Below are 20,243 nucleotides of genomic sequence, written 5' to 3'. Positions count from 1 at the left end.
CTTGTTTTTTCAAAGAGTAGGATAACACTCTGTCAGATATTCATAAAAAGAGGAAGGATGGACCGCAACTCAGTTCATCCTTCCTCCTTTTTATGAAAGTGTGTGGGTATGTTTTGTAATCCATTGTTGCAAACGGATATTCAACCAAAAACCATAAATGCCTAAAGTAATTATAGTTAATAAAAACCATTTAATCCAATGTCCGAATAATTGCATAGCTGTACCGTCAAAATAAAGACGTTTACCATCAATAACGGTATGCTTGATTTTCCAGTTGTACATCATACAAATTCCCCAAGGTGCGCAAATGCCTAATGTAAAGACAGTAATCAAGGTTGCTAAAATTGAAGTCCCGATATACGTTGCTAAACCACCATCAAAATATGAATTTTTCATTCTTTTCCTCCTTATCTTATAAATTTTATTATAACAAGAATAAATGTCCTTGGAAACAAAATGTGGATGAATTAAGTATTTTTATTCATTATTGATCCGAAATATGTTATTTATACAACTCAATATTGGAAGCACTAGATATTTTGTAACAAATGTTATCTAATGTAACTACCATAATAAAACGTTTTCCTTAGGAAGTGAATTAGAAATTTAAAAAAAAGGCTACTTAAATGAGCATTAATATTGTACGAGACATATCTTTTTGCTATTGTCAACTTCTGAAAAAGACCACTAAGTGGAAAAAATAAGAGAAAAGAAGGGTGAATAATTTTTTATGACAAAAAGTGTAAAATTTTTAGTGTTACTGTTGGTAATGATTCTACCAATTGCGGGGGCGTTATTGATAGGTCCAATTTCGTTTGGCGCCGAATTGAGCAAAAGTCCAATCGTTGACAAAGTAGAATTAGATCACACTACTTTATATCAAGGGGAGATGACCTCCATTAAAGTATCTTTTAGTGACAAAGAAAATCAGAAAATAAAACCCGGAGATACAATTACTTTAACTTTACCAGACGCACTAGTTGGAATGACCGAGAACGATGGTTCACCACGAAAAATCAATTTAAATGGTTTAGGGGAAGTTTTCATCTATAAAGATCATGTTGTAGCAATATTTAACGAAAAAGTTGAATCTTTACATAATGTGAACGGGCATTTTTCTTTCGGGATTAAAACGCTTATCACCAATAGTTCGCAACCGAACGTGATAGAAACGGATTTCGGAACTGCAACGGCGACTCAACGTTTGACAATTGAAGGAATGACTAGCACAGAGAATGGCCAAATTGAGCGAGACTATCCGTTTTTTTATAAAGTAGGCGATTTGGCTGGAGAGTCAAATCAAGTACGTTGGTTTTTAAATGTGAACCTCAATAAATCCGATGTCACAGAAGATATTTCAATTGCGGATCGACAAGGAAGTGGTCAACAATTAAACAAAGAGAGTTTTACATTTGATATTGTGAATGACAAAGAAACTAAATATATTTCACTTGCCGAGTTTGAGCAACAAGGTTATGGCAAAATTGACTTCGTGACGGATAATGACTTTAATTTACGTTTTTATCGAGATAAAGCACGCTTTACTTCCTTTATCGTCCGTTACACTTCGACAATCACGAAAGCGGGGCAACATCAAGCGACATTTGAAAATAGTTATGACATCAATTATCGACTAAACAATCAAGAAGCAACGAATGAAAAAAATACATCACAGGTTAAAAATGTTTTTGTAGACGGTGAGGCAAGCGGCAATCAAAATGTGGAAACGCCAACAGAAGAAAGTCTAGACATTCCTTTAGAGACAATAGAAGAATGGGAACCAAAGATACCTACTTCGGAACAGGCAACAGAAACAACTGAAGAGAATGGCGCAACAGAAACCGCAGAAAGCAGCCAACCAGAAGTTCATGTCTCACCAACAGAAGAAGAAAATCCAGATGAAAGTGAAACGTTAGGTACAATTGCACCAATCATACCTGAAAAACCAAGTGTGACAACTGAAGAGAATGGCACGACAGAAACTGCAGAAAGCAGCCAACCAGAAGTTCATGTCTCACCAACAGAAGAAGAAAATCCAGATGAAAGTGAAGCACTAGGCACGATTGAGCCAATCATACCTGAAAAACCAAGTGTGACAACTGAAGAGAATGGCGCAACAGAAACTGCAGAAAGCAGTCAACCAGAAGTTCATGTGTCGCCAACGGAAGAAGAAAATCCAGATGAAAGTGAAACACTAGGCACGATTGCACCAATCATACCTGAAAAACCAAGCGTAACAACTGAAGATAATGGCACAACAGAAACCGCAGAAAGCAGCCAACCAGAAGTTCATGTCTCACCAACAGAAGAAGAAAATCCAGATGAAAGTGAAGCACTAGGCACGATTGAGCCAATCATACCTGAAAAACCAAGTGTGACAACTGAAGAGAATGGCGCAACGGAAACGGCAGAAAGCAGTCAACCAGAAGTTCATGTCTCGCCAACAAAAGAAATTACTACAACTGAGAAAAAACAGCCATCCACAGAAACAACTGTGGAGACAAATAAAACTATTACATCAAAAAATCAACCACAAATACTAAACGCTCCATTAAACACATTGAAAAATGAAGGAAGCCCACAGTTGGCTCCCCAACTGCTTAGTGAACCAATTCAAAAATTAAATGAAGAAAACGGGAAACGAGAACTTCCCAAAACAGGCACAACAAAAACACCGTTTATGCTAATAGCAGGAACACTGGCAAGTACATTTGCCGTTTTAGGTGTAAGTTATCTACAAATCAGAAAGAATTAACAATAGAAAAGCCATCCAGCTTTCGCTGGGGGGCTTTTCTATTATCTGGAGATAAATTGCTGATAGGCGCCAATCAAAAACTATGCTACAGTAAGGTATGTACTGTTCGAAAAGGAGGGAGTAAATGACTAAAAAAATATGGTCGCACTTTCAGAAAAGCTTCACTTGGTACATTTTGATTGGTGTGATTGTTTCATTATGTAGTGCTTTAGCAATTTATTTTTTTCAACAGTTGTTAGATCATTATCAAAAAAGTTTCCAACTAGGGTTGTTAGTAGCGTATGGAACGACAATTATTTTAATTCCGCTATTGTCTTACTGTGAACAGAAACCGAAAGCTTACTTAACTAATGGCATCTATTTCTATTTGAAGAAATTAAGTTTAATAAAAATGAGCAAGATTTCCTATGAAGAATATCTAAAACTGGGAGCGGGAGCTTTACTACAAAAAGTAGAAGTTGGTGCAGCAGCTGGGAGAAATATCCACTTGAATTTTTATGGACGCTTATTTCGAGAGCTAATTCCAGAGACGTTATTTAATTTATTTTTTATAGCGTTGATTGATAAAAAATTACTGCCAGCAATTCTAATTGGTTATGTGATTGTATTTATTTTAACCAAAATACTTTTGAAAACGCTACAAAAAATGAAAGAAAAAACACTTATTTCTGAAGAAGCAATGAATGCTACTTTGATACGAGGGATGACCGAACTAGTAACTTTTAGAATTAATCGAAAATATAAAAAAGAGATTGAAAATTACGCGTTAATGGCAGAGGAAAATAGTCAAAATATAACAAAAATGACTATGATCCATGAATTTTTCTTTGGCTTTTTTGCCTTGTTAGTCGCACTTATCAAAGTAAGTATTGTCGTACTTAGTTTTACTAACGTCGTGACGTTAAGTTTAGGTGGACTTGTAGCGATAGTGATGTATATTGATCGAATTTATACGCCGATAGCCATATTTAATGTTTTATTTGTTCAATATAATTTGGATAAAGTAGCCTATCAGCGCTTGGAAGATTTTTATAAAAAAGAAGATGATCCTGACTTAGCGGTTTCAGGCAAAGCGTTACCTGAAATTCAAACAATTTCATTAAAAGATGTGTGTTTTAGCGTAGATAGTCAAACGATTATGTCCCAACAAAATCGACAATTTTCAATGAATAAAACTTATGGCTTGATTGGAAAAAGTGGGACAGGCAAATCTACCCTGATTAAATTGATTTTAGGATTATTGAAGCCGACAGAGGGGAAAGTTTATGTGAATCAATTTCCTCTAACACAATTCAATTTGGAAGATTATTATGAAAAAGTTTTTTATTTATCTCAAGATGTGCCAATATTTCAAGGAACGTTGAAAGAAAATATTGTATTGAATCAAGAAATTTCTGATGAACAAGTAATTGAAGCTATGTATCGTTTTCAGTTAGGGGAACTTTATGAACGGTTACCGGAAGGTTTAAACACTATTGTGAGTGAAAAAGGAATGAATTTTTCTGGTGGTGAAAAACAACGGATTGCTTTCACACGCTTAGCATTTACACAAACAGAGATTCTTATTTTAGATGAGGCGACTTCCGCATTGGACGAAAAGACCGAAGAAAAAGTGTTACAAGAAGTACAAAAATTTACCCACAATAAGTTGACTATTTTGGTTACTCATCGACCTAAAACCCTGCGATTTGTAGATGAAATTATTGATTTAAATGAGTGAACTTGTTAGCTGTTTGGCACATCTTTTGCTACACTTTTTATAAGAATTGAGAGAAAGGGGCAACTGTTGATGAATAATAATGAGCAAGAATTAGCGGAATTTTGGGATGAATTTGCAGAAGAATATGAAGAAATTCAACAAGAATCGCCATTTCCAATTGCTCGAGAATTACGTGATTTCTTGGTCCAAGAAGGCATTTTTCCGTGTCAGATATTTCTGGATATCGCAGGTGGGACGGGACGATATTTGCCTTTTTTTCAAGAGCAAGTCACGGAGTACACGCTAGCCGATATTTCTCAGAGAATGTTGGAGATTGCGGAAGCAAAAGCACAAAGCAACGTTGTTTTTCTTCACCAAAGCCAAGAAAGACTGATTGAGACTGGGAAAAAATTTCAAGTCGTTTTTTCAGCCATGAATCCTGCTTTGGATACGCCGGAAAAAGTTAATGCATTGTGCCAATTAAGTGAGGAATGGTGTCTTATATTTCGGCTAGTGGAAGAGCAAGATTCGTTGTTTTCTCCTTTTGAGCAAGAGAGCAACCCGCAGTTAAATTGGATGGCACAATACAAAGCATTTCTAAAAAAAGAACAGCGACCTTTTTTCACAAAAAAATTTTTCTTTGAAGCATCAGAAACTATTTCAAAAGACTTTTTCCGCAACTATTTTGAAGAACAATGGTCAGTTCCAATTTTAGAACAACGCGTACAAGAAATTTTTGGTTCTCATGAAATTAAGCAAAATCAGCGTACCATTATTTATGAATTAATTGCGATTCCATGTAAAAAAACAACCAGCGATGACTAATTATCGCTGGTTGTTTTTCGGTTATTTAATTGTGCGAAAGCTTTTTCTGGAATCTCTTTTTTATCAATTTTGACAGGAGATTGGATGATTCTTTTTTTACTAATGGTTGCTTCTATGTAAGCATTTGGTTCCAAAGGTTGAGGATTTTTGTCTGTCCGTTCGTAATCCATGACTTGTGTTTTTCCATTACTTTTAACAAAAGTTAGTCGATAGTGTAAAGAATATTGGCCATCTATGCTTTTTTGATTGTCATCTACTGTTTGTTTTCGTTCAGGAATTTCTAGAGGAACTTGTGCATAGGCTTTTTCACCCTTATATGTATCTGCATAATAACGATAGCCTGTATAACCACCAACAATGAATAAGCCAATAAATAAAATAGCGCCGATTTTTTTCATTTTTTCTCCTCCTAACAATTTACAAAAATAGCATAGCAAAAGAAGAAGGAGATGGAACATCGAAAAAACGAACAGTTGTCTTACAAAACTGTTCGTTTTTTTTGTCTATTTAGCTTTCATCAGAGAGTAGAAAGGAATCATTTTTCTTACGATAACTAAAGAAAATAACAAAGTACAATAGGCCTGTTAAAAGAGTGACGCCTAACGAATTCGTAAATAAGATGCCAATAAAGATGAGACCTAAAATGATTAAAGCAAGGAGATTAATACTTTTTTCAAAGAGAGACCCTCGTTTTAAAGACAGAACAAACGCCGCAGCGCTAATTAAAATCCAAATTAGCAAGACAGTGTAAGAGAGAGAACCGGCTAAGTAACCAAATAATTCATCGCCAACAAAGTAAGAAAGAATAACGCCCAGATATAAAACACTAGCGCAGAAGAAAACTGAACGTTGAGGTACTTGGTGCTTGTTTAAAACCGCAAGTTTACTCATAGGTCCTTTTTTATCTTTTAAGCGAAAATATAAAAGGCGAGAAGAGGCGTATACCCCAGAATTAATAGAAGAAAACAAGGCTAAAATAATCACAAAATTTACGATGTCAGCAGCAAAAGGAATATTCATTTTTTCAAAAACCATAACAAATGGACTCACCGTTGTGCCTGCTAATGTATTCCAAGGGAAAATAATCAAAAGTAAGAATAATGGAATGATATAGAAGGAAATAATCCGTCCCATCACACCACGAATCGCTTTAGGAATGGCTTTTTTAGGATCATCTGCTTCACTGACAGTAATCGCGATTAATTCTGAACCGCCATAAGAATAAATAACTACTAATAAAGAATTAACAATACCTTTCATGCCCTGTGGGGCGAAGCCACCATGATCGGTGATGCTTTGTAAAGTAGGGAAGACACCACTGCCTAGCATTTGTTGTCCCACCAGATAAACACCAAAAATAATTAACAAAATGATGACACTAATTTTAGCAAACGCCAACCAATATTCTGTTTCTGCAAATAAACGAACCGAGTAAAGATTAATGAGCGTCGTTAAAATAGCTAAAATAAAAACAAAAAACCAAGCAGGAATATTAGGAAACCAAAGTTGTAAAAAGGAAGCTGCGGCAACCGCTTCTGCGATAATATTAATTGTCCACATGGAATAATAAACCCAATCAATAAAATCAGCAGAATGTGCACCTAAAAATGGTCGAACTAAGCCAGACAAACCATGATGTGTGTCTCCGCCATCTAAAACGAGTTTTCCTAAACCACTCATGACGATGAAGAGAACAGCACCGCCAATTAGAAAGGCGATTAAAACAGAAGGACCAGCAATACCAATTGCTTCGCCACTTCCTTTAAAAAGACCTGCGCCAATCGCTCCCCCTAAGGCTAACATCGTAATGTGGCGCGAGCTTAATTGTTTTTTTAAGGTTGTTTGTTGTGTTTCACTCATAGGATTCTCCTTTAATTGAAAAAAATAATATGAAAATAACTTTCTTTATTATATACAATTTTCTGACAATTACAACTATTCTGTCAATGAAAATGAAAAAATAAGTGAAAAATATTATGAAAATAAAAAAATCGAGCAATTTAAGTGATTAAAATCGCTCAATTTTTTTATTAATTTTTATTTTTTAATAGAGTCATAATTGTTAATGGAACAGTAATGACTACATAGCCGATGATACTAGCCACTACTAAATAAGCTATAGGACTCGAGAAATTAAATAAGTCCGTTAAAAGTATTGCGACAATCATTGAAATAGCATAACAAATGAATAATTGAATAAACCGCTTTGCAGACAAAAAATCACCTCTTCCTAATTAGTTAAAGTCTCTTTTCAATCATTTAGTATACACCTGAAAAGAAGAATAAACTATCATTAATTAAAAGAAAAAGTGAAATAACTAGCGGATTTTTGTTCAGCTGATTATCTTAAGAATTAGAAAATGGGACATAAGTCATCTCGACTTATGTCCCATTTTCATTTATGACGTTGGCTTCGTGTAAATTGAGAAGTCTCGTCTTCTCTAGTGGTTGGTTGCTGTGTACGTTGCACGGCTTGCTTTTCCGGCTCGCTATTTTTTGCAACATCAGTCACAACATTTGGCTTCTGAGATGGGGGAACAGCTGTTTTTTTGTTTAAAGTTGGCGTAGTTCTTTTTGTTTCTTTCTTTTGTTTCTTTTTATTATTTTTATCATTTCCAGTGACTGTCAAATAGATAATCAGAAAAATCATTAGGATCGTTGCAACAATTAATAGAATAAACATGTTAAATGAAATGAACATGCATGGCCCTCATTTCTCGTTTTTTCTTAGTTTACCAAAATTTCAAAATTTCGTCACTCTTTTCTTCAGAAAAAACGAATTTCAAAGGGGTTAAAAGAAACTTTTATAAAAAAGCCTCCTTTTTTGTGTGAAAATGCACAAAATTTCTGGAATCGTTTGCTGTTAAAACCAGATACTGGTAAAATAATTATTGTATAAGAATCATTTTAAAAAACGATTTTTGTTACAAATAACGTATTTGTTGAAAAGGCACTGTGAAGTAGTTAGAGACGACAGCCAAGTGACTTTTAATGACAGCCGCCCAATTAATTTCATGGAGCCTTTTCGTAGAAAACGAGGAGGTTATTTTGCGTGAAAGTGAGTATATTTTCGACATGCGTGGTGGATCTACTTTTTCCAAATGTAGGGCAAGCAATGGTAGAGGTTTTGGAACGTTATGGCTGTGAAACGGTTTTACCAACAAGCCAAACGTGTTGTGGTCAGCCAACGTACAATAGTGGTTATGTGACAGAGAGCACGACAACGCTTAAGAATCAAATTGATAGTTTTGACGGTGCCGATTATGTGGTGGGACCTGCGGGGTCTTGTGTCGGCATGATGAAAGAATACCACAAATTTTTAGCAGATGATCCTATTTATGGGCCAAAAGCACAACGTTTAGCTGAGCGAACTTACGAGTTTAGTCAGTTTCTTTATCGTGTCTTAGGGGTCAAAGATGTTGGCGCAACGTTATATGGGAAAGCCACTTATCATCGTTCTTGTCATATGACGCGAATTTTAAATGAACGAGAATCACCCTTTGTTTTGTTGGATCATGTGAAAGGATTAGAAATGATTCCTTTAGGACATCTTGAAAATTGTTGCGGATTTGGCGGAACGTTTTCAGTGAAAATGCCAGCTATTTCTGAACAAATGGTGACGGAAAAAATGAACGATGTGATTGATACGGGCGCAGAAATTTTAATTAGTGCGGATATGGGTTGCCTGATGAATATCGGGGGTAAATTCAATCGTGATGGGAAAAAGATTAAGATTATGCACATTGCAGAAGTCCTTAATCACGAAGTGGATGAAGCACGCATGGACCAACCACAAATCATATCGGTAGGGTAAGGGGGAAGAACTGTGGGATTATCAACGAGCAATAAGCCGTTAAGTGAACGAATTGAAGAAAGTAAAAAAGATGTGTTTATGCAAAAGGCTGTCGCCAAAGCACAAGATGCCCAATGGGAGAAACGAGAAGGTGCGCGGGAAGCTTTAGGCAATTGGCCACAATGGCGTGAACTGGGAGAACAAATTCGCCAACATACAATTAAGTATCTGCCTGACTATTTAGAAGAGTTCAGTGATAACGTTACCAAACGAGGTGGCAAAGTCTTTTTTGCTCAAACCGCCGAAGAGGCCAATGAATATGTGAAACAAGTGGTTCTAGAAAAAAAGGCGAAAAAAATTGTGAAATCTAAATCAATGGTGACGACCGAAGTCGATATAGATCCAATGTTATTGGGATTAGACGATGTTAGTGTGATGGAAACAGACTTGGCGGAATTCATTTTACAAATGGATGACTGGGATGAACCGTCACATATTGTTTTCCCAAGTATTCATAAAAATCGCGAACAGATTCGTCAGGTTTTTGCGAAAAAATTAGGATATCAAGGGGATAATGACCCGGTAAATTTGGCACGCTGTGCACGAGAAGTGATGCGCAAATTCTTTTTGGAAGCGGAGATTGGCATTACAGGTTGTAATTTCGCTATTGCGGATAGCGGCTTAATTAACTTAAATACAAATGAAGGAAATGCTGATCTGACCATCAGTATTCCTAAGACACAAATCGTGTTAATGGGAATGGAAAGAATCGTACCAACAATGCGTGAAGCAGAGGTTTTAGATAACCTTTTAGCCAGAAGTGCCGTTGGTCAAAATTTAACAACGTATGTGACGTTTGCCGGGCAAAAAAATGCGGATGAATCCGATGGTCCAGAAGAATTTCACGTGGTCATTTTGGATAACGGGCGTTCAAAAGCGTTAGGAACAGCCTTTCAGCCAGTCTTACAGTGTATTCGTTGTGGGTCTTGTCTGAACGTTTGTCCGGTCTATCGCCATATTGGTGGGCACGGTTATGGCTCTATTTATCCAGGCCCAATTGGTGCTGTGCTTTCTCCAATTTTGGGTGGATATAAACAGTTTGGGGAATTGCCTTATGCGTCTAGTCTTTGTGGGGCATGTACGGAAACGTGTCCTGTGAAAATTCCATTGCACGAATTATTAATTGAACATCGTAAAGTGATGACCGATGATCTGAAAATGAAACATGGATTTGAAGATTTCCAAATGCGTATGGTAGGCAAAGCCACTGGTTCACCAGCAATGTTTAAAGCAGCCATGAAAGTCGATCATGCTGCAGCGGGCATTTTAAGTAAACAAAAAGAAATTACTGTTGAAAACATGTACAATCATGGGGGCTACCTTGATAAAGGACCAGGGTTAGTAAAAGGTTGGACCGATGTTCGTGATTTGCCAAGACCACCAAAATCTTCAGAAAACTTCAGAAGTTGGTTCAAAAAACATCAAGAAGGTGAAAAAAATGACTAATGAAGCGATTCAAAATCGAGAACCTTTTTTACAAAATCTACGAGAAAAATTAGGCGTAGAAAAACAGCCTGTTTCGGCTCATCCATTTGAGCCAGTTAATCATTTACCAGAAGAACAGTTGGCAGATAAAACACCAGCAGAGCTATTAACGATTGTGAAAGAACGTGTGGAAACGATTCACACGAACTTAGTGGAAACTACACAAGAAAATTTACTGACGACGATTCAGCAAATTGTTGCTGAGTTCGGTGGAGGCAATCTTTTATTGCCAACAGATGCACGTTTTGAAGCTTATGGATTAGCTGATTTAGCTAAGTCATTAGAGGCTGTTTCTGTTAAGCAATGGCAACCTGGAAGTGAGCAACGAGAAGCGAATATTCAAACAGCTGCTCAGGCAAATATCGCGATTGCCTTTGCTGAGTTTTTACTAGCTGAATCAGGAACGATTGTGGTGGAGTCCAATGCGGGGCAAGGCAGAGCTTTACACTTTTTACCGAAGCATTACATTTCAATTATACCGTTTAGCAAACTCGTTCCACGTTCGACTCAGCCAGCAGCTTTTTATACAGAAAAAATAGAAAAAGGCGAAAAAATCGGCTCAGCGATTCACTTTATTTCAGGGCCTTCTAATTCAGGAGATATTGAAATGCAACTGGTTGTCGGGTTGCATGGTCCTTTAGAAGTTTGTTACGTGGTTGTGATGGATCGCTAAAATGCTAGAAGCATAATCAATTCAGCCCTTTTTAGAATTGATTATGCTTTTTTTATGAGCAGAATCAAAAAAGTAAGAATCAAATTTGAAAGAAATACGTTTTTTTTCTGATCATTTTGTAAAAAAACGTACATAAAAATTAATTGAGTGTTAAGCACTATAGGATTGATTTACTTTGTGGTAGAATATGAGACATAAGTATAATAAGGTTTTTGGAGGAATGAGTTTGAAATCAAAAGAATTAATTAAAACAGTAGTCTTTTTTGCCTGTTTAGCTTTGGGTCTATTTTTACTGAGACAATTTGTATTTACGCCTGTCGTAGTGAGAGGTCATTCAATGGATCCAACGTTAGCAGATGGTGAACGGGTAATTACATTAAAAAACACAGAAATTAATCGTTTCGATATTATTACTTTCCCAGCGCCAGATGAACCAGATAAAAATTATATTAAACGTGTGATTGGTTTACCTGGAGATACAATTGCGTACAAGGATGATACGTTGTACATCAATGGAAAAGAAGTTGACGAACCCTATTTAGATGAATTTAAAAAAGCCTTAACAGATGGTCAACCTTTGACAGGCGATTTTTCATTAAAAGAAAAAGTACCAGCAGATAGCTACTTTGTTTTAGGTGATAATCGACGGAATTCAAAAGACGGTCGTGTCATTGGTTTTATTCATAAAAAAGATATTTTGGGTGAAGTGAAATTTGTGATGTGGCCCTTCTCACGGTTTGGTCCAATACCAGAAGTGTCAAAACAATAAAAGAGACAATGAGTAAAAGAGAAGGACGGAAATGTGTAAAAACAAACACATGTTTCCGTCCTTCTTTTGTGGTAAAATAAAGGCAGTGCAAAGGAAAAGGATGTGAAACCATGAGTGTGCAGTTTATTAGAGGAACCGCTGTGGCAGATTTAGAAGCGCCACTTATACAGGCGACAAAACAATGGCTAGAGGAAGACGCACAGCATGAAGTATTCTATTTAGTCCCGAACCATATTAAGTTTGAGCAAGAAATTCAAGTCTTGCAAAAGTTACGTCAATTACAGACAACTACGTCTGATTCAATAACCAGTACCCGTCTGCAGGTTTTTAGTTTTTATCGTTTGGCTTGGTACTATTTACAACATACACCTTTTTACTCGGCAGATGTTTTATCTGACGCAGGTGCTGCGATGATTTTTCGCAAAATTTTAGTAGAAGCAGAAGAAGAGTTACAAATTTTTAGAGGTGAAATTAACAAGCCTGGCTTTATTCAGCAACTATTTCAGCTTTATCAAGAAATGCGCGAAGGCAATATTGAAATTGCGGAGCTTTATCCATTTTTAGAAAAACAAACGGAGAACCCTAAAGGACAAGATTTACAACTTAAGTTTCAAGATTTAACGTTAATTTTTACGCGATTCCAATTACAAATGAGTCAGTATGGCTATGAATCAGCGGAGATTATTCAACATTTAAGCGAGTATTTACAAACGGTTGATTTGTCGAATGTTCAATTCGTTATTTCAGGCTATCAGCAGTTTACCGCCAGAGAATTAAAGTTGATTGAAGTACTAATGGCGCAAGCAGGTTCTGTGAAAGTAGCCCTTTTATTGGACAAACAATATCCGCATGACTTACCTGATCCGCGGTCGTTATTTTATGAAGCGGGACAAACCTATCATCAGCTTTATCAACTGGCAAGGCAGAAGCAAATCCCGATTCTTTCAGATTATGTGGAAAAGAAAGAGGTATTAATTACAAATCCAGACTTGCAAGGATTAAACGATTATTGGATTCAATCACAAGAACACCTGCCTCCATTAAGCACATCTGACTGGAGGGGCGATGGCTTATTTCTGTGGCGTGCAGAAAACGTTAAAGAAGAATTAACACATGTTGCAACCGAAATTCGCCGTTTAGTAGTGGAAGAAGGGTATCGGTACAAAGAAATTCAGGTGTTGACTCGTGATTTAGATTGTTATGAAAATTTATTAGAACCGATTTTTGCGGAACACGAGATTCCTGTTTATGTCGACCGAGATATGGCTATGGATCGGCACCCTTTAGTCGAATGGATTGAATCTTTATTTGCTATTCATTCGTACAATTATCGTTATCGCGATGTGCTCCGTTTTTTGAGAACGGAATTATTTATGCCAATGAATCAACTCGCTACTTCTGAAGAAAGCTTGACTGATTGGTTAAACCAACGGAATGCTTGGCGTAGAAAAGTTGATATTACCGAAAATGTGGTCCTGGCATACGGCTATGAAGGTTATTATTGGTCGCAAGAAAAAGATTGGGAATTTATTCGGTATGATTTTGAAGCGGAAGAGCAAGAAGATGTCGCTACGATGGAAGAAGAGTCAAATGCGATTCGTCAATCGCTTCAACGGCTGTTACCTAGTTACTTTCAAGCAATGATAAGTGCCAAAACTGGTTTGGAAGCAGCGACCGTCTTCTATCACTTTTTACTGCAAAGTGGTGTGGCAACACAATTAAAAATGTGGCGCTTACAAGCTATCGAAGCCGGTCAATTAGAAACAGCTCGTAACCATGAACAGACTTGGGATGCATTGATGTCGTTACTAGATGAATACGTCACTGTTTACGGAGAAAGTTCGTTTGATTTTACAACGTTTCAAGAAATATTTGTTAGTGGCTTGGAAGGTTTGCACTATAGTAAAGTGCCGACAGCGATTGACCAAGTACAAGTTCGCGCAATGGATTTAACTCGACCTGGCGCTGCCAAGGTTACTTTTGCTATTGGGATGACGGAAGAAATTTTTCCACAAAAGATTGAAAATAAAACACTATTGTCTGATGAAGAACGGCAGACAATCAATGATACGTTAACGGAAAACCAATATTTACGTGGGACAACCGGACGCAAAATTGCGCAAGAACCTTATGTTGCGTATCTCGTCTTTTCTTCAGCGCGAGAACGGTTATATTTAACCTATCCAAGTGTTAAAGACACCGCTCAAGAAGTCAAACCGTCTCCTTATTTTAAAAATATCCAAAAAGATTTAAACTTGCCCGTTTTTGAAAAAAATGAAACAACCATTTTCGATGATGAAACGACCAGTTTAGCCCATATTAGTACGTATCGGACGTTAATCGGTGAATTAACGCGTTTGAAAAGACAACGGAAAGAAACACAAGAAGGATTGTTGCCTTTCTGGTTAAATATGGAAAAAGCGCTAATGAACCAATCAATTGCGCCGCTAGCCAAGCAAGTTTTCGAAAGTTTAACGCATCAAAATATTCCTGAAAAGATTGATGAGGTCTTAGCAGAACCTTTATATGGTAAAGATATTTATACATCCGTTTCTCGGATGGAGAGTTTTTATCGGTGTCAATATCAATACTTTTCTCGCTATGGCTTACGGTTGAAAGAAAGAGATGTCTTTGAGCTTTCGCCAGCAGCTACAGGGGAATTTTTCCATGAAGCATTGGATCAGTTCTTTAAATTATTGATTATGAATCAACGGAACTTATCTGAGCTAACCGATCAGGAAGTCAATTTATTGGCGGAGGAAGTACTAAATAGCATCTTAGGGGATGCGCGTTTTTCTGTATTAACGACCTCTAGTCGCATGAACTATATTCGCTATCAATTGAGTCAAACAATTAAAAAAGTCAGTTGGGCGCTGAAACGCCAAAGCCAACGAAGTGGCATGACGACTGTTCAAACGGAAGTGTTATTTGGCCAAATTGCCGCTAAAAAAGGAATTTCTGGTTTGGAATTACCATTAAAAAATCAAGGGAAGATTCATGTTCGGGGAAAAATCGACCGGATTGATCAATTGGTTACCCCCGAATCAACCTATTTAGGTGTGATTGATTATAAATCGAGTCACCGTAAATTTAATATGACAGAAGCGTATTACGGCTTAGCCATGCAAATGCTGACGTACTTGGATGTGGCTTTAATGGATGCTGTGCAATTAGTTGGTCAAGAAGCTAAACCTGCTGGCTCACTTTATCTGCATGTACACAATCCTACGTTATCTTATGAAGGCAAAGACGACATTGAACAACAAATGCTTAAAAAATATCAGTTTGATGGTCTTTTGATGAAAGACCCAGATTTATTGGATCATTTAGATACGAGTCTGCAAGCCAAACAAAGTTCGTTGCTGTTTCCAATTGAAGAATCCGCCAAAGAACAAATTAAACCTGGTCGTCGCCAAGAAGATAAATTTGTGACAGAACCAGAATTAGGCGCGTTGCTTTCCCATAACCGAAATAAATTTATTGAAGCGGGGAACCAAATTATTGGCGGCGAAGTTCAACTTAATCCCGCTTATCAAGGCAAGGAACGGATTGCTTGTCGCTATTGTCCGTTTCGAAGTGTCTGTGATTTTGATGTGATGTTAAAAGAAAATAATTATCATCGTATTGAGAATTTATCCAAAGAGGAAATTATGGCGCGCTTGTTAAACAAAGATGAGGAAGGAGCAACCGAAGATGAGTAAAACAATTCCACTACGTCCAGCCAATGAGCAATTCACCGACAGTCAATGGCAAGCGGTGTTTGATGGCGATGAAAATATCTTAGTTTCTGCTTCGGCTGGCTCAGGAAAAACCACCGTTTTAGTCCGCCGTGTCATTGAAAAAGTCAAAAGCGGCGTCGATATCGATCGTCTCTTGATTGTGACGTACACTGAAGCCGCCGCCCGTGAGATGAAAGAACGGATCCAAGTGGCTTTACAAAAGGCAATGAATGAAGAACAAGATCCAGAAAGAAGACGGCATTTTTCTCGTCAAATTGCTCTTATGCCAACAGCCAATATTAGCACGTTACATGCCTTTTGTTTAACTGTTATTCGTCGTTTTTATTATTTAATTGACATAGATCCGGTTTTTCGGATGTTAACAGATGAAACAGAAACATTGTTATTAAAAGAAGATGTTTGGGATGCATTACGTGAACAATTTTATGCGGAAAATCAAGAAGAATTTTACCAATTAACAGCGAATTTTTCCAATGACCGTAGTGATGATGGACTCACTAACTTAATTTTTTCTTTTTATGAATTTGCCAAAGCCAATCCTGATCCAGAGGCGTGGATTAATGGCTTAACACAAGCCTACGAAGTAGGGAATCAGCTAGGCGAATCAACGTTATTTCAGACGTATTTAAAACCGCTAGCCGTTGAGACGTTACAACGAACTCTTCAGCGTTACGAAGAAATGGTGACCTTAACAGAGGGCGAAGAGAAACTTCAAAAGATTTGGTATTTAGCTCAAAATGAAAAGGAACAAACAAAACAATTTTTACAATTTTTAGAGAGAAATGATTTAGAAAGCGCCTATAATTTGACTGAATTGTTAAGCTTTGACCGCTATCCAACAGTTCGTGCCGAAGAGTTGAAACCAACCGCGGAACAAGCCAAACAGTTACGAGAACAAAATAAAAAAGCGTTAAATGATTTGAAAAAGCAACTGTTTACACTTTCTCCAGATGCCATGAAACAAGTCTTGAAAGAGGCCACGCCCATTGTTCAAGAAATGGCTCACGTGGGGAAACAATTTATGGAGGCCTATGGCGCAGAAAAACGGCTTAAAAATTTAGTGGATTTTAACGATTTAGAACATTATACGTTAGCTATTTTAGCGAAAAATCAGGCAGATGGCTGGCAAGCATCAGAAGCCTCTCTTTACTATCGCGAAAAATTTGATGAAGTGTTAGTCGATGAATACCAAGATATCAATCAATTACAAGAATCTATTTTGTATTGGTTGCGCCGTCCGCTTAGCACAGAAGGAAACCTTTTTATGGTAGGAGATGTGAAACAGTCTATTTATTCTTTCCGCTTGGCAGATCCTACATTGTTTATTGAAAAATACAATCAGTATAGGCAAGGCAAAGAGGGTAAACGAATTATTCTAGCTGAAAATTTTCGTTCCCGCAAAGACGTTTTAGACTTTACGAATTTAGTATTTAGTCAATTAATGGATGAGCGAGTGGGCCAAATTGCTTACGATGAGTCAGCCGCTTTGGTTCATGGCTTTGATCAATTTTCGGAGGCGGCTGATTATTCAACTGAATTGCTAATTTATGAAAAAAAAGCAACAGAGTCAGTTGAAATTCCAGAATTACAATCCCCTGAGTTGTTGATTGAAGATAAGACAGAAGGGGAACTTTACGTTACTGCTTTGAAAATTCGTGAATTAATTGACCAAAATTTCTTAATTTATGATAAAAAGCTGAAAACGGATCGACCGATTACTTATCAAGATATTGTCTTATTAACGCCTACAAAGAAAAATAATTTAACTATTTTAGATGTTTTTAAATCATTAGAAATTCCAGTTCAAGTCAATGATGCTCAAAATTATTTCCAAGCAACGGAAATTCGTACAATGATTGCCTTGCTTCAATTGATTGATAATCCCTATCAAGACATTCCTTTGGCAGCTGTGTTACGTTCACCAATTGTTGGATTAAAAGAAAACGAATTAGTGCTTATTCGTTTGGCTAATAAGGAAACCAGTTACTACGAAGCATTTTTAACGTTTAATCAAAAGATGGAACCAACCATGGAGGAAGCAGTTGTTCAGGAAAAAACTATACGTTTTGCTGAATCATTAGAAAAATGGCGGGAACAGGCTCGACGCAACCAGATTAGCACCTTGCTGTGGACGATTTATCGGGAAACGGCCTACCTTGATTATGTTGGCGGGTTGCCTGTTGGCAAACAACGCCAAGCCAATTTATATGCGTTGGTGGATCGGGCCGCGGCGTATGAAAAAACAACCTTCCGCGGATTATTTCAATTTGTTCGCTTCATCAAAAAAATGCAAGAAAAAGACAAAGATTTAGCGGAACCAGTCGTTTTAAGTGAAGAGAATGCCGTACGCGTCATGACGATTCACGCTAGTAAAGGGTTAGAATTTCCGGTGGTATTCGTTTTAGATATGACCAAAGAATTTAATGTCAGTGATTTGAATGAACGCTATATCTTTGAAGAAAATTTAGGGGTAGGCATTCGTTATTTACAACCTGAAGAACGAGTTATGTACGATACTTTACCATTTTTGGCGATTAAACAAGTACGATTGAGAAAATTACTATCCGAAGAAATGCGGAAGTTATATGTGGCGTTGACACGTGCAGAACAGAAACTTTTTCTGGTGGGCTCCTATAAAGACCAAGCGGCGATGTGGAAAGAGTGGCTGAAAGTTGGCGATGTAGAAACACTGGTGCTACCAGCTGAAAATCGCTTGCAAAGTAAAAGTAGTTTAATGAATTGGGTTGGGATGACATTGGTACGCCATCAAAAAGCCGCTGAATATCAGCAAGAAGTAGTGGTAAGTAACGTTCCGCAAGTTAAAAAGCACCCAGCTAACTTTCATATTCAGTGGTTCAACGAAGAACAACTACGAGCAGCCATTCAGCAATTACAATTGCCAGAAAGACAAGCAGAGGATTTAGCCGAAAAAGCGCAATTATCTGCTGACAAAATCAATCGTGGCTTTGCACGGTTAAGTTTCAACTATCCGTTTGAAGTGGCTACTCGGACCACCAGTTATCAGTCTGTTTCTGAAATCAAGCGAGTATTTGATGACCCCGATAACAAAGAAATTGGTAAAATTGAGGTTCGGGAAGACAATACTATTCAAGCGCAACCGTTGATTGTCAATCGAATGATTGAAGGAGATTTAAGTAAGCCTAAATTTTTAGATACGGTTCAAGCGCCCTCAGCAGCTGAAATTGGGACAGCAACTCATTATTTATTACAACTAATTGATTTAAGTACACAACCTTCTTATGAAGAAGTGCGAGCTGTTCAAGAACGTTTAGTGGAAAATAAATTGATTTTACCAGCAATTGCTGAAAAAATGAATCTGGAACAAATCGTGGCCTTCTTTGACACCGCCTTAGGAAAACAATTGATTCAACACCATCAAACCGTTAGAAGGGAACAACCTTTTTCTATGCTGATTGAAGCAGAAAAGCTTATTCAAAATTATCCAGAAACGACACAAGATGATTTATTAATTCATGGGATTATTGATGGTTATATCGAATTAGACAATCAATGCATTTTGTATGACTATAAAACCGATCATGTAAAAGGCACCTCTCCCCAAGCGATTTCTGAAATTGTCGAACGGTATCGCGGACAGATGAATCTTTATCGTAGAGCGCTACAAGAGGCAACGCATAAAGAGGTGTCGCACGTCTATTTAATTTTATTAAATGGAGGAGTAATTATTGACATGCAGACAGGAAATGTTGTAGATTTTATAAAGTAGAAAAAATTAGAAGCAGAAACACTTACATTTTGTAAGGGATGTGCTATACTCATTGAAGAGGTGAGGAAGATGGAAAAAGTAAAAACAGAATCGTTTGTACTTTGTCCCAAATTTGAAAAATCATTTTCAATACTTGGTAAAAAATGGAATGGTTTAATTATTGATGTTTTATTAGAACGAGGTCCTCAACGTTTTGGCGAATTAAAAGAAAAAATTCCAATGTTAAGTGATCGTGTCTTAGTAGAGCGATTGAAGGAACTAGAAGCTGAAGGAATTATCACCAAAGCTGTTCGTTGCGGTGAAGGAAATCGCTTAGAATATTTCCTGACCGAAAAAGGCGAAGACTTGCAATTAGCAATGGAACAAATTCAACATTGGGCAGAAAAATGGGTAAAAGACGAAGAATGCAGTTGACCGCAAGCAAAACTTCTTGTAAACTAAACGTAATTAAATAACTAAAAAAACAGTGATGGAAACAAGTAGTTTGAATTGACGTGTTTTAGGGAGAGTCAGCCAGAGACTGGAAGCTGATTTACACAGTCACCAAGCGAAATTCACTTCCTGAGTTTGTTTGTTTTCAAGAAGAAAGCAAACCGGTAATTGCCGTTAAATGAAATGAGTGCATGACAACAATTTGTTATGAATTAGGATGGTAACACGATAGCTCGTTCCTTTGAAAGGAATGGGTTATCGTTT

General features: G+C 37.1%; 15 protein-coding genes and 1 other annotated feature. Of the genes, 10 read left to right on the top strand and 5 right to left on the bottom strand.

The annotated features are described in order from the left end of the window. Window positions 1-90: 90 nt before the first annotated feature. The gene (locus AB3I72_RS10310) at window positions 91-396 is read right to left on the bottom strand and encodes a DUF898 family protein (RefSeq protein WP_368023901.1); all 306 of its coding nucleotides are present in this window, start codon (window positions 394-396) and stop codon (window positions 91-93) included. Window positions 397-730: 334 nt separating this feature from the next. Here AB3I72_RS10310 and ace point away from each other — a divergent pair, with 334 nt between their 5' ends. The 3 genes from ace to AB3I72_RS10295 all read left to right on the top strand — a co-directional run bounded on the left by ace (window position 731) and on the right by AB3I72_RS10295 (window position 5,279). Beyond that, window positions 731-2,755, top strand: coding sequence for a collagen-binding MSCRAMM adhesin Ace (ace, locus tag AB3I72_RS10305; protein ID WP_368023900.1), 2,025 nt, complete (start codon window positions 731-733; stop codon window positions 2,753-2,755). Between the two features lie 124 nt (window positions 2,756-2,879). After that, the gene (locus tag AB3I72_RS10300; protein WP_368023899.1) at window positions 2,880-4,475 is read left to right on the top strand and encodes an ATP-binding cassette domain-containing protein; all 1,596 of its coding nucleotides are present in this window, start codon (window positions 2,880-2,882) and stop codon (window positions 4,473-4,475) included. A 69-nt stretch (window positions 4,476-4,544) separates the two neighbouring features. Next, the gene (locus tag AB3I72_RS10295) at window positions 4,545-5,279 is read left to right on the top strand and encodes a methyltransferase domain-containing protein (protein ID WP_368023898.1); all 735 of its coding nucleotides are present in this window, start codon (window positions 4,545-4,547) and stop codon (window positions 5,277-5,279) included. Here AB3I72_RS10295 and AB3I72_RS10290 read toward each other — a convergent pair. The 4 genes from AB3I72_RS10290 to AB3I72_RS10275 all read right to left on the bottom strand — a co-directional run bounded on the left by AB3I72_RS10290 (window position 5,276) and on the right by AB3I72_RS10275 (window position 7,962). Continuing rightward, window positions 5,276-5,677: a YxeA family protein gene (locus tag AB3I72_RS10290; protein WP_002358048.1), complete on the bottom strand. Its 402-nt coding sequence runs from the start codon at window positions 5,675-5,677 to the stop codon at window positions 5,276-5,278. The two genes, AB3I72_RS10295 and AB3I72_RS10290, sit on opposite strands and share 4 nt — an antisense overlap. Before the next feature lie 109 nt (window positions 5,678-5,786). Then, window positions 5,787-7,139, bottom strand: coding sequence for an amino acid permease (locus tag AB3I72_RS10285; protein WP_202578805.1), 1,353 nt, complete (start codon window positions 7,137-7,139; stop codon window positions 5,787-5,789). Window positions 7,140-7,309: 170 nt separating this feature from the next. After that, window positions 7,310-7,495, bottom strand: coding sequence for a hypothetical protein (locus AB3I72_RS10280; protein WP_002358046.1), 186 nt, complete (start codon window positions 7,493-7,495; stop codon window positions 7,310-7,312). 179 nt (window positions 7,496-7,674) lie between these two features. Beyond that, a complete protein-coding gene (locus AB3I72_RS10275; RefSeq protein ID WP_261998531.1) occupies window positions 7,675-7,962 on the bottom strand; it encodes a hypothetical protein in 288 nt (95 codons plus the stop codon). A 369-nt stretch (window positions 7,963-8,331) separates the two neighbouring features. Between AB3I72_RS10275 and AB3I72_RS10270 the strand changes: the two genes are divergently transcribed. The 7 genes from AB3I72_RS10270 (at window position 8,332) to AB3I72_RS10240 (ending at window position 19,961) form a co-directional block, all read left to right on the top strand. Then, complete coding sequence (locus AB3I72_RS10270) at window positions 8,332-9,093, top strand: (Fe-S)-binding protein (protein WP_002360596.1); 762 nt, start codon at window positions 8,332-8,334, stop codon at window positions 9,091-9,093. Between the two features lie 12 nt (window positions 9,094-9,105). Then, window positions 9,106-10,578, top strand: coding sequence for a LutB/LldF family L-lactate oxidation iron-sulfur protein (locus AB3I72_RS10265; protein ID WP_002419849.1), 1,473 nt, complete (start codon window positions 9,106-9,108; stop codon window positions 10,576-10,578). Further along, entirely contained in the window at window positions 10,571-11,290 is a 720-nt protein-coding gene (locus AB3I72_RS10260) for a lactate utilization protein C (RefSeq protein ID WP_002361597.1), read from the top strand. The genes AB3I72_RS10265 and AB3I72_RS10260 overlap by 8 nt, the downstream gene beginning before the upstream one ends. A gap of 220 nt (window positions 11,291-11,510) precedes the next feature. Then, window positions 11,511-12,059: a signal peptidase I gene (gene lepB, locus AB3I72_RS10255; protein WP_002358039.1), complete on the top strand. Its 549-nt coding sequence runs from the start codon at window positions 11,511-11,513 to the stop codon at window positions 12,057-12,059. A 110-nt stretch (window positions 12,060-12,169) separates the two neighbouring features. Next, entirely contained in the window at window positions 12,170-15,760 is a 3,591-nt protein-coding gene (locus tag AB3I72_RS10250) for a PD-(D/E)XK nuclease family protein (protein WP_368023897.1), read from the top strand. Beyond that, window positions 15,753-19,547: a helicase-exonuclease AddAB subunit AddA gene (addA, locus tag AB3I72_RS10245; RefSeq protein ID WP_368023896.1), complete on the top strand. Its 3,795-nt coding sequence runs from the start codon at window positions 15,753-15,755 to the stop codon at window positions 19,545-19,547. Before AB3I72_RS10250 ends, addA begins: the two co-directional genes overlap by 8 nt. Window positions 19,548-19,616: 69 nt before the next feature. Continuing rightward, window positions 19,617-19,961, top strand: coding sequence for a helix-turn-helix domain-containing protein (locus AB3I72_RS10240; RefSeq protein ID WP_002358035.1), 345 nt, complete (start codon window positions 19,617-19,619; stop codon window positions 19,959-19,961). Window positions 19,962-20,004: 43 nt separating this feature from the next. Further along, window positions 20,005-20,223, top strand: a binding site (T-box leader). Window positions 20,224-20,243: the final 20 nt, after the last annotated feature.

This window comes from Enterococcus sp. GC34 (assembly GCF_040886645.1).
Taxonomy (GTDB): Bacteria; Bacillota; Bacilli; order Lactobacillales; family Enterococcaceae; genus Enterococcus; species Enterococcus faecalis.
This window is presented reverse-complemented; position numbering and strand designations above follow the sequence as displayed.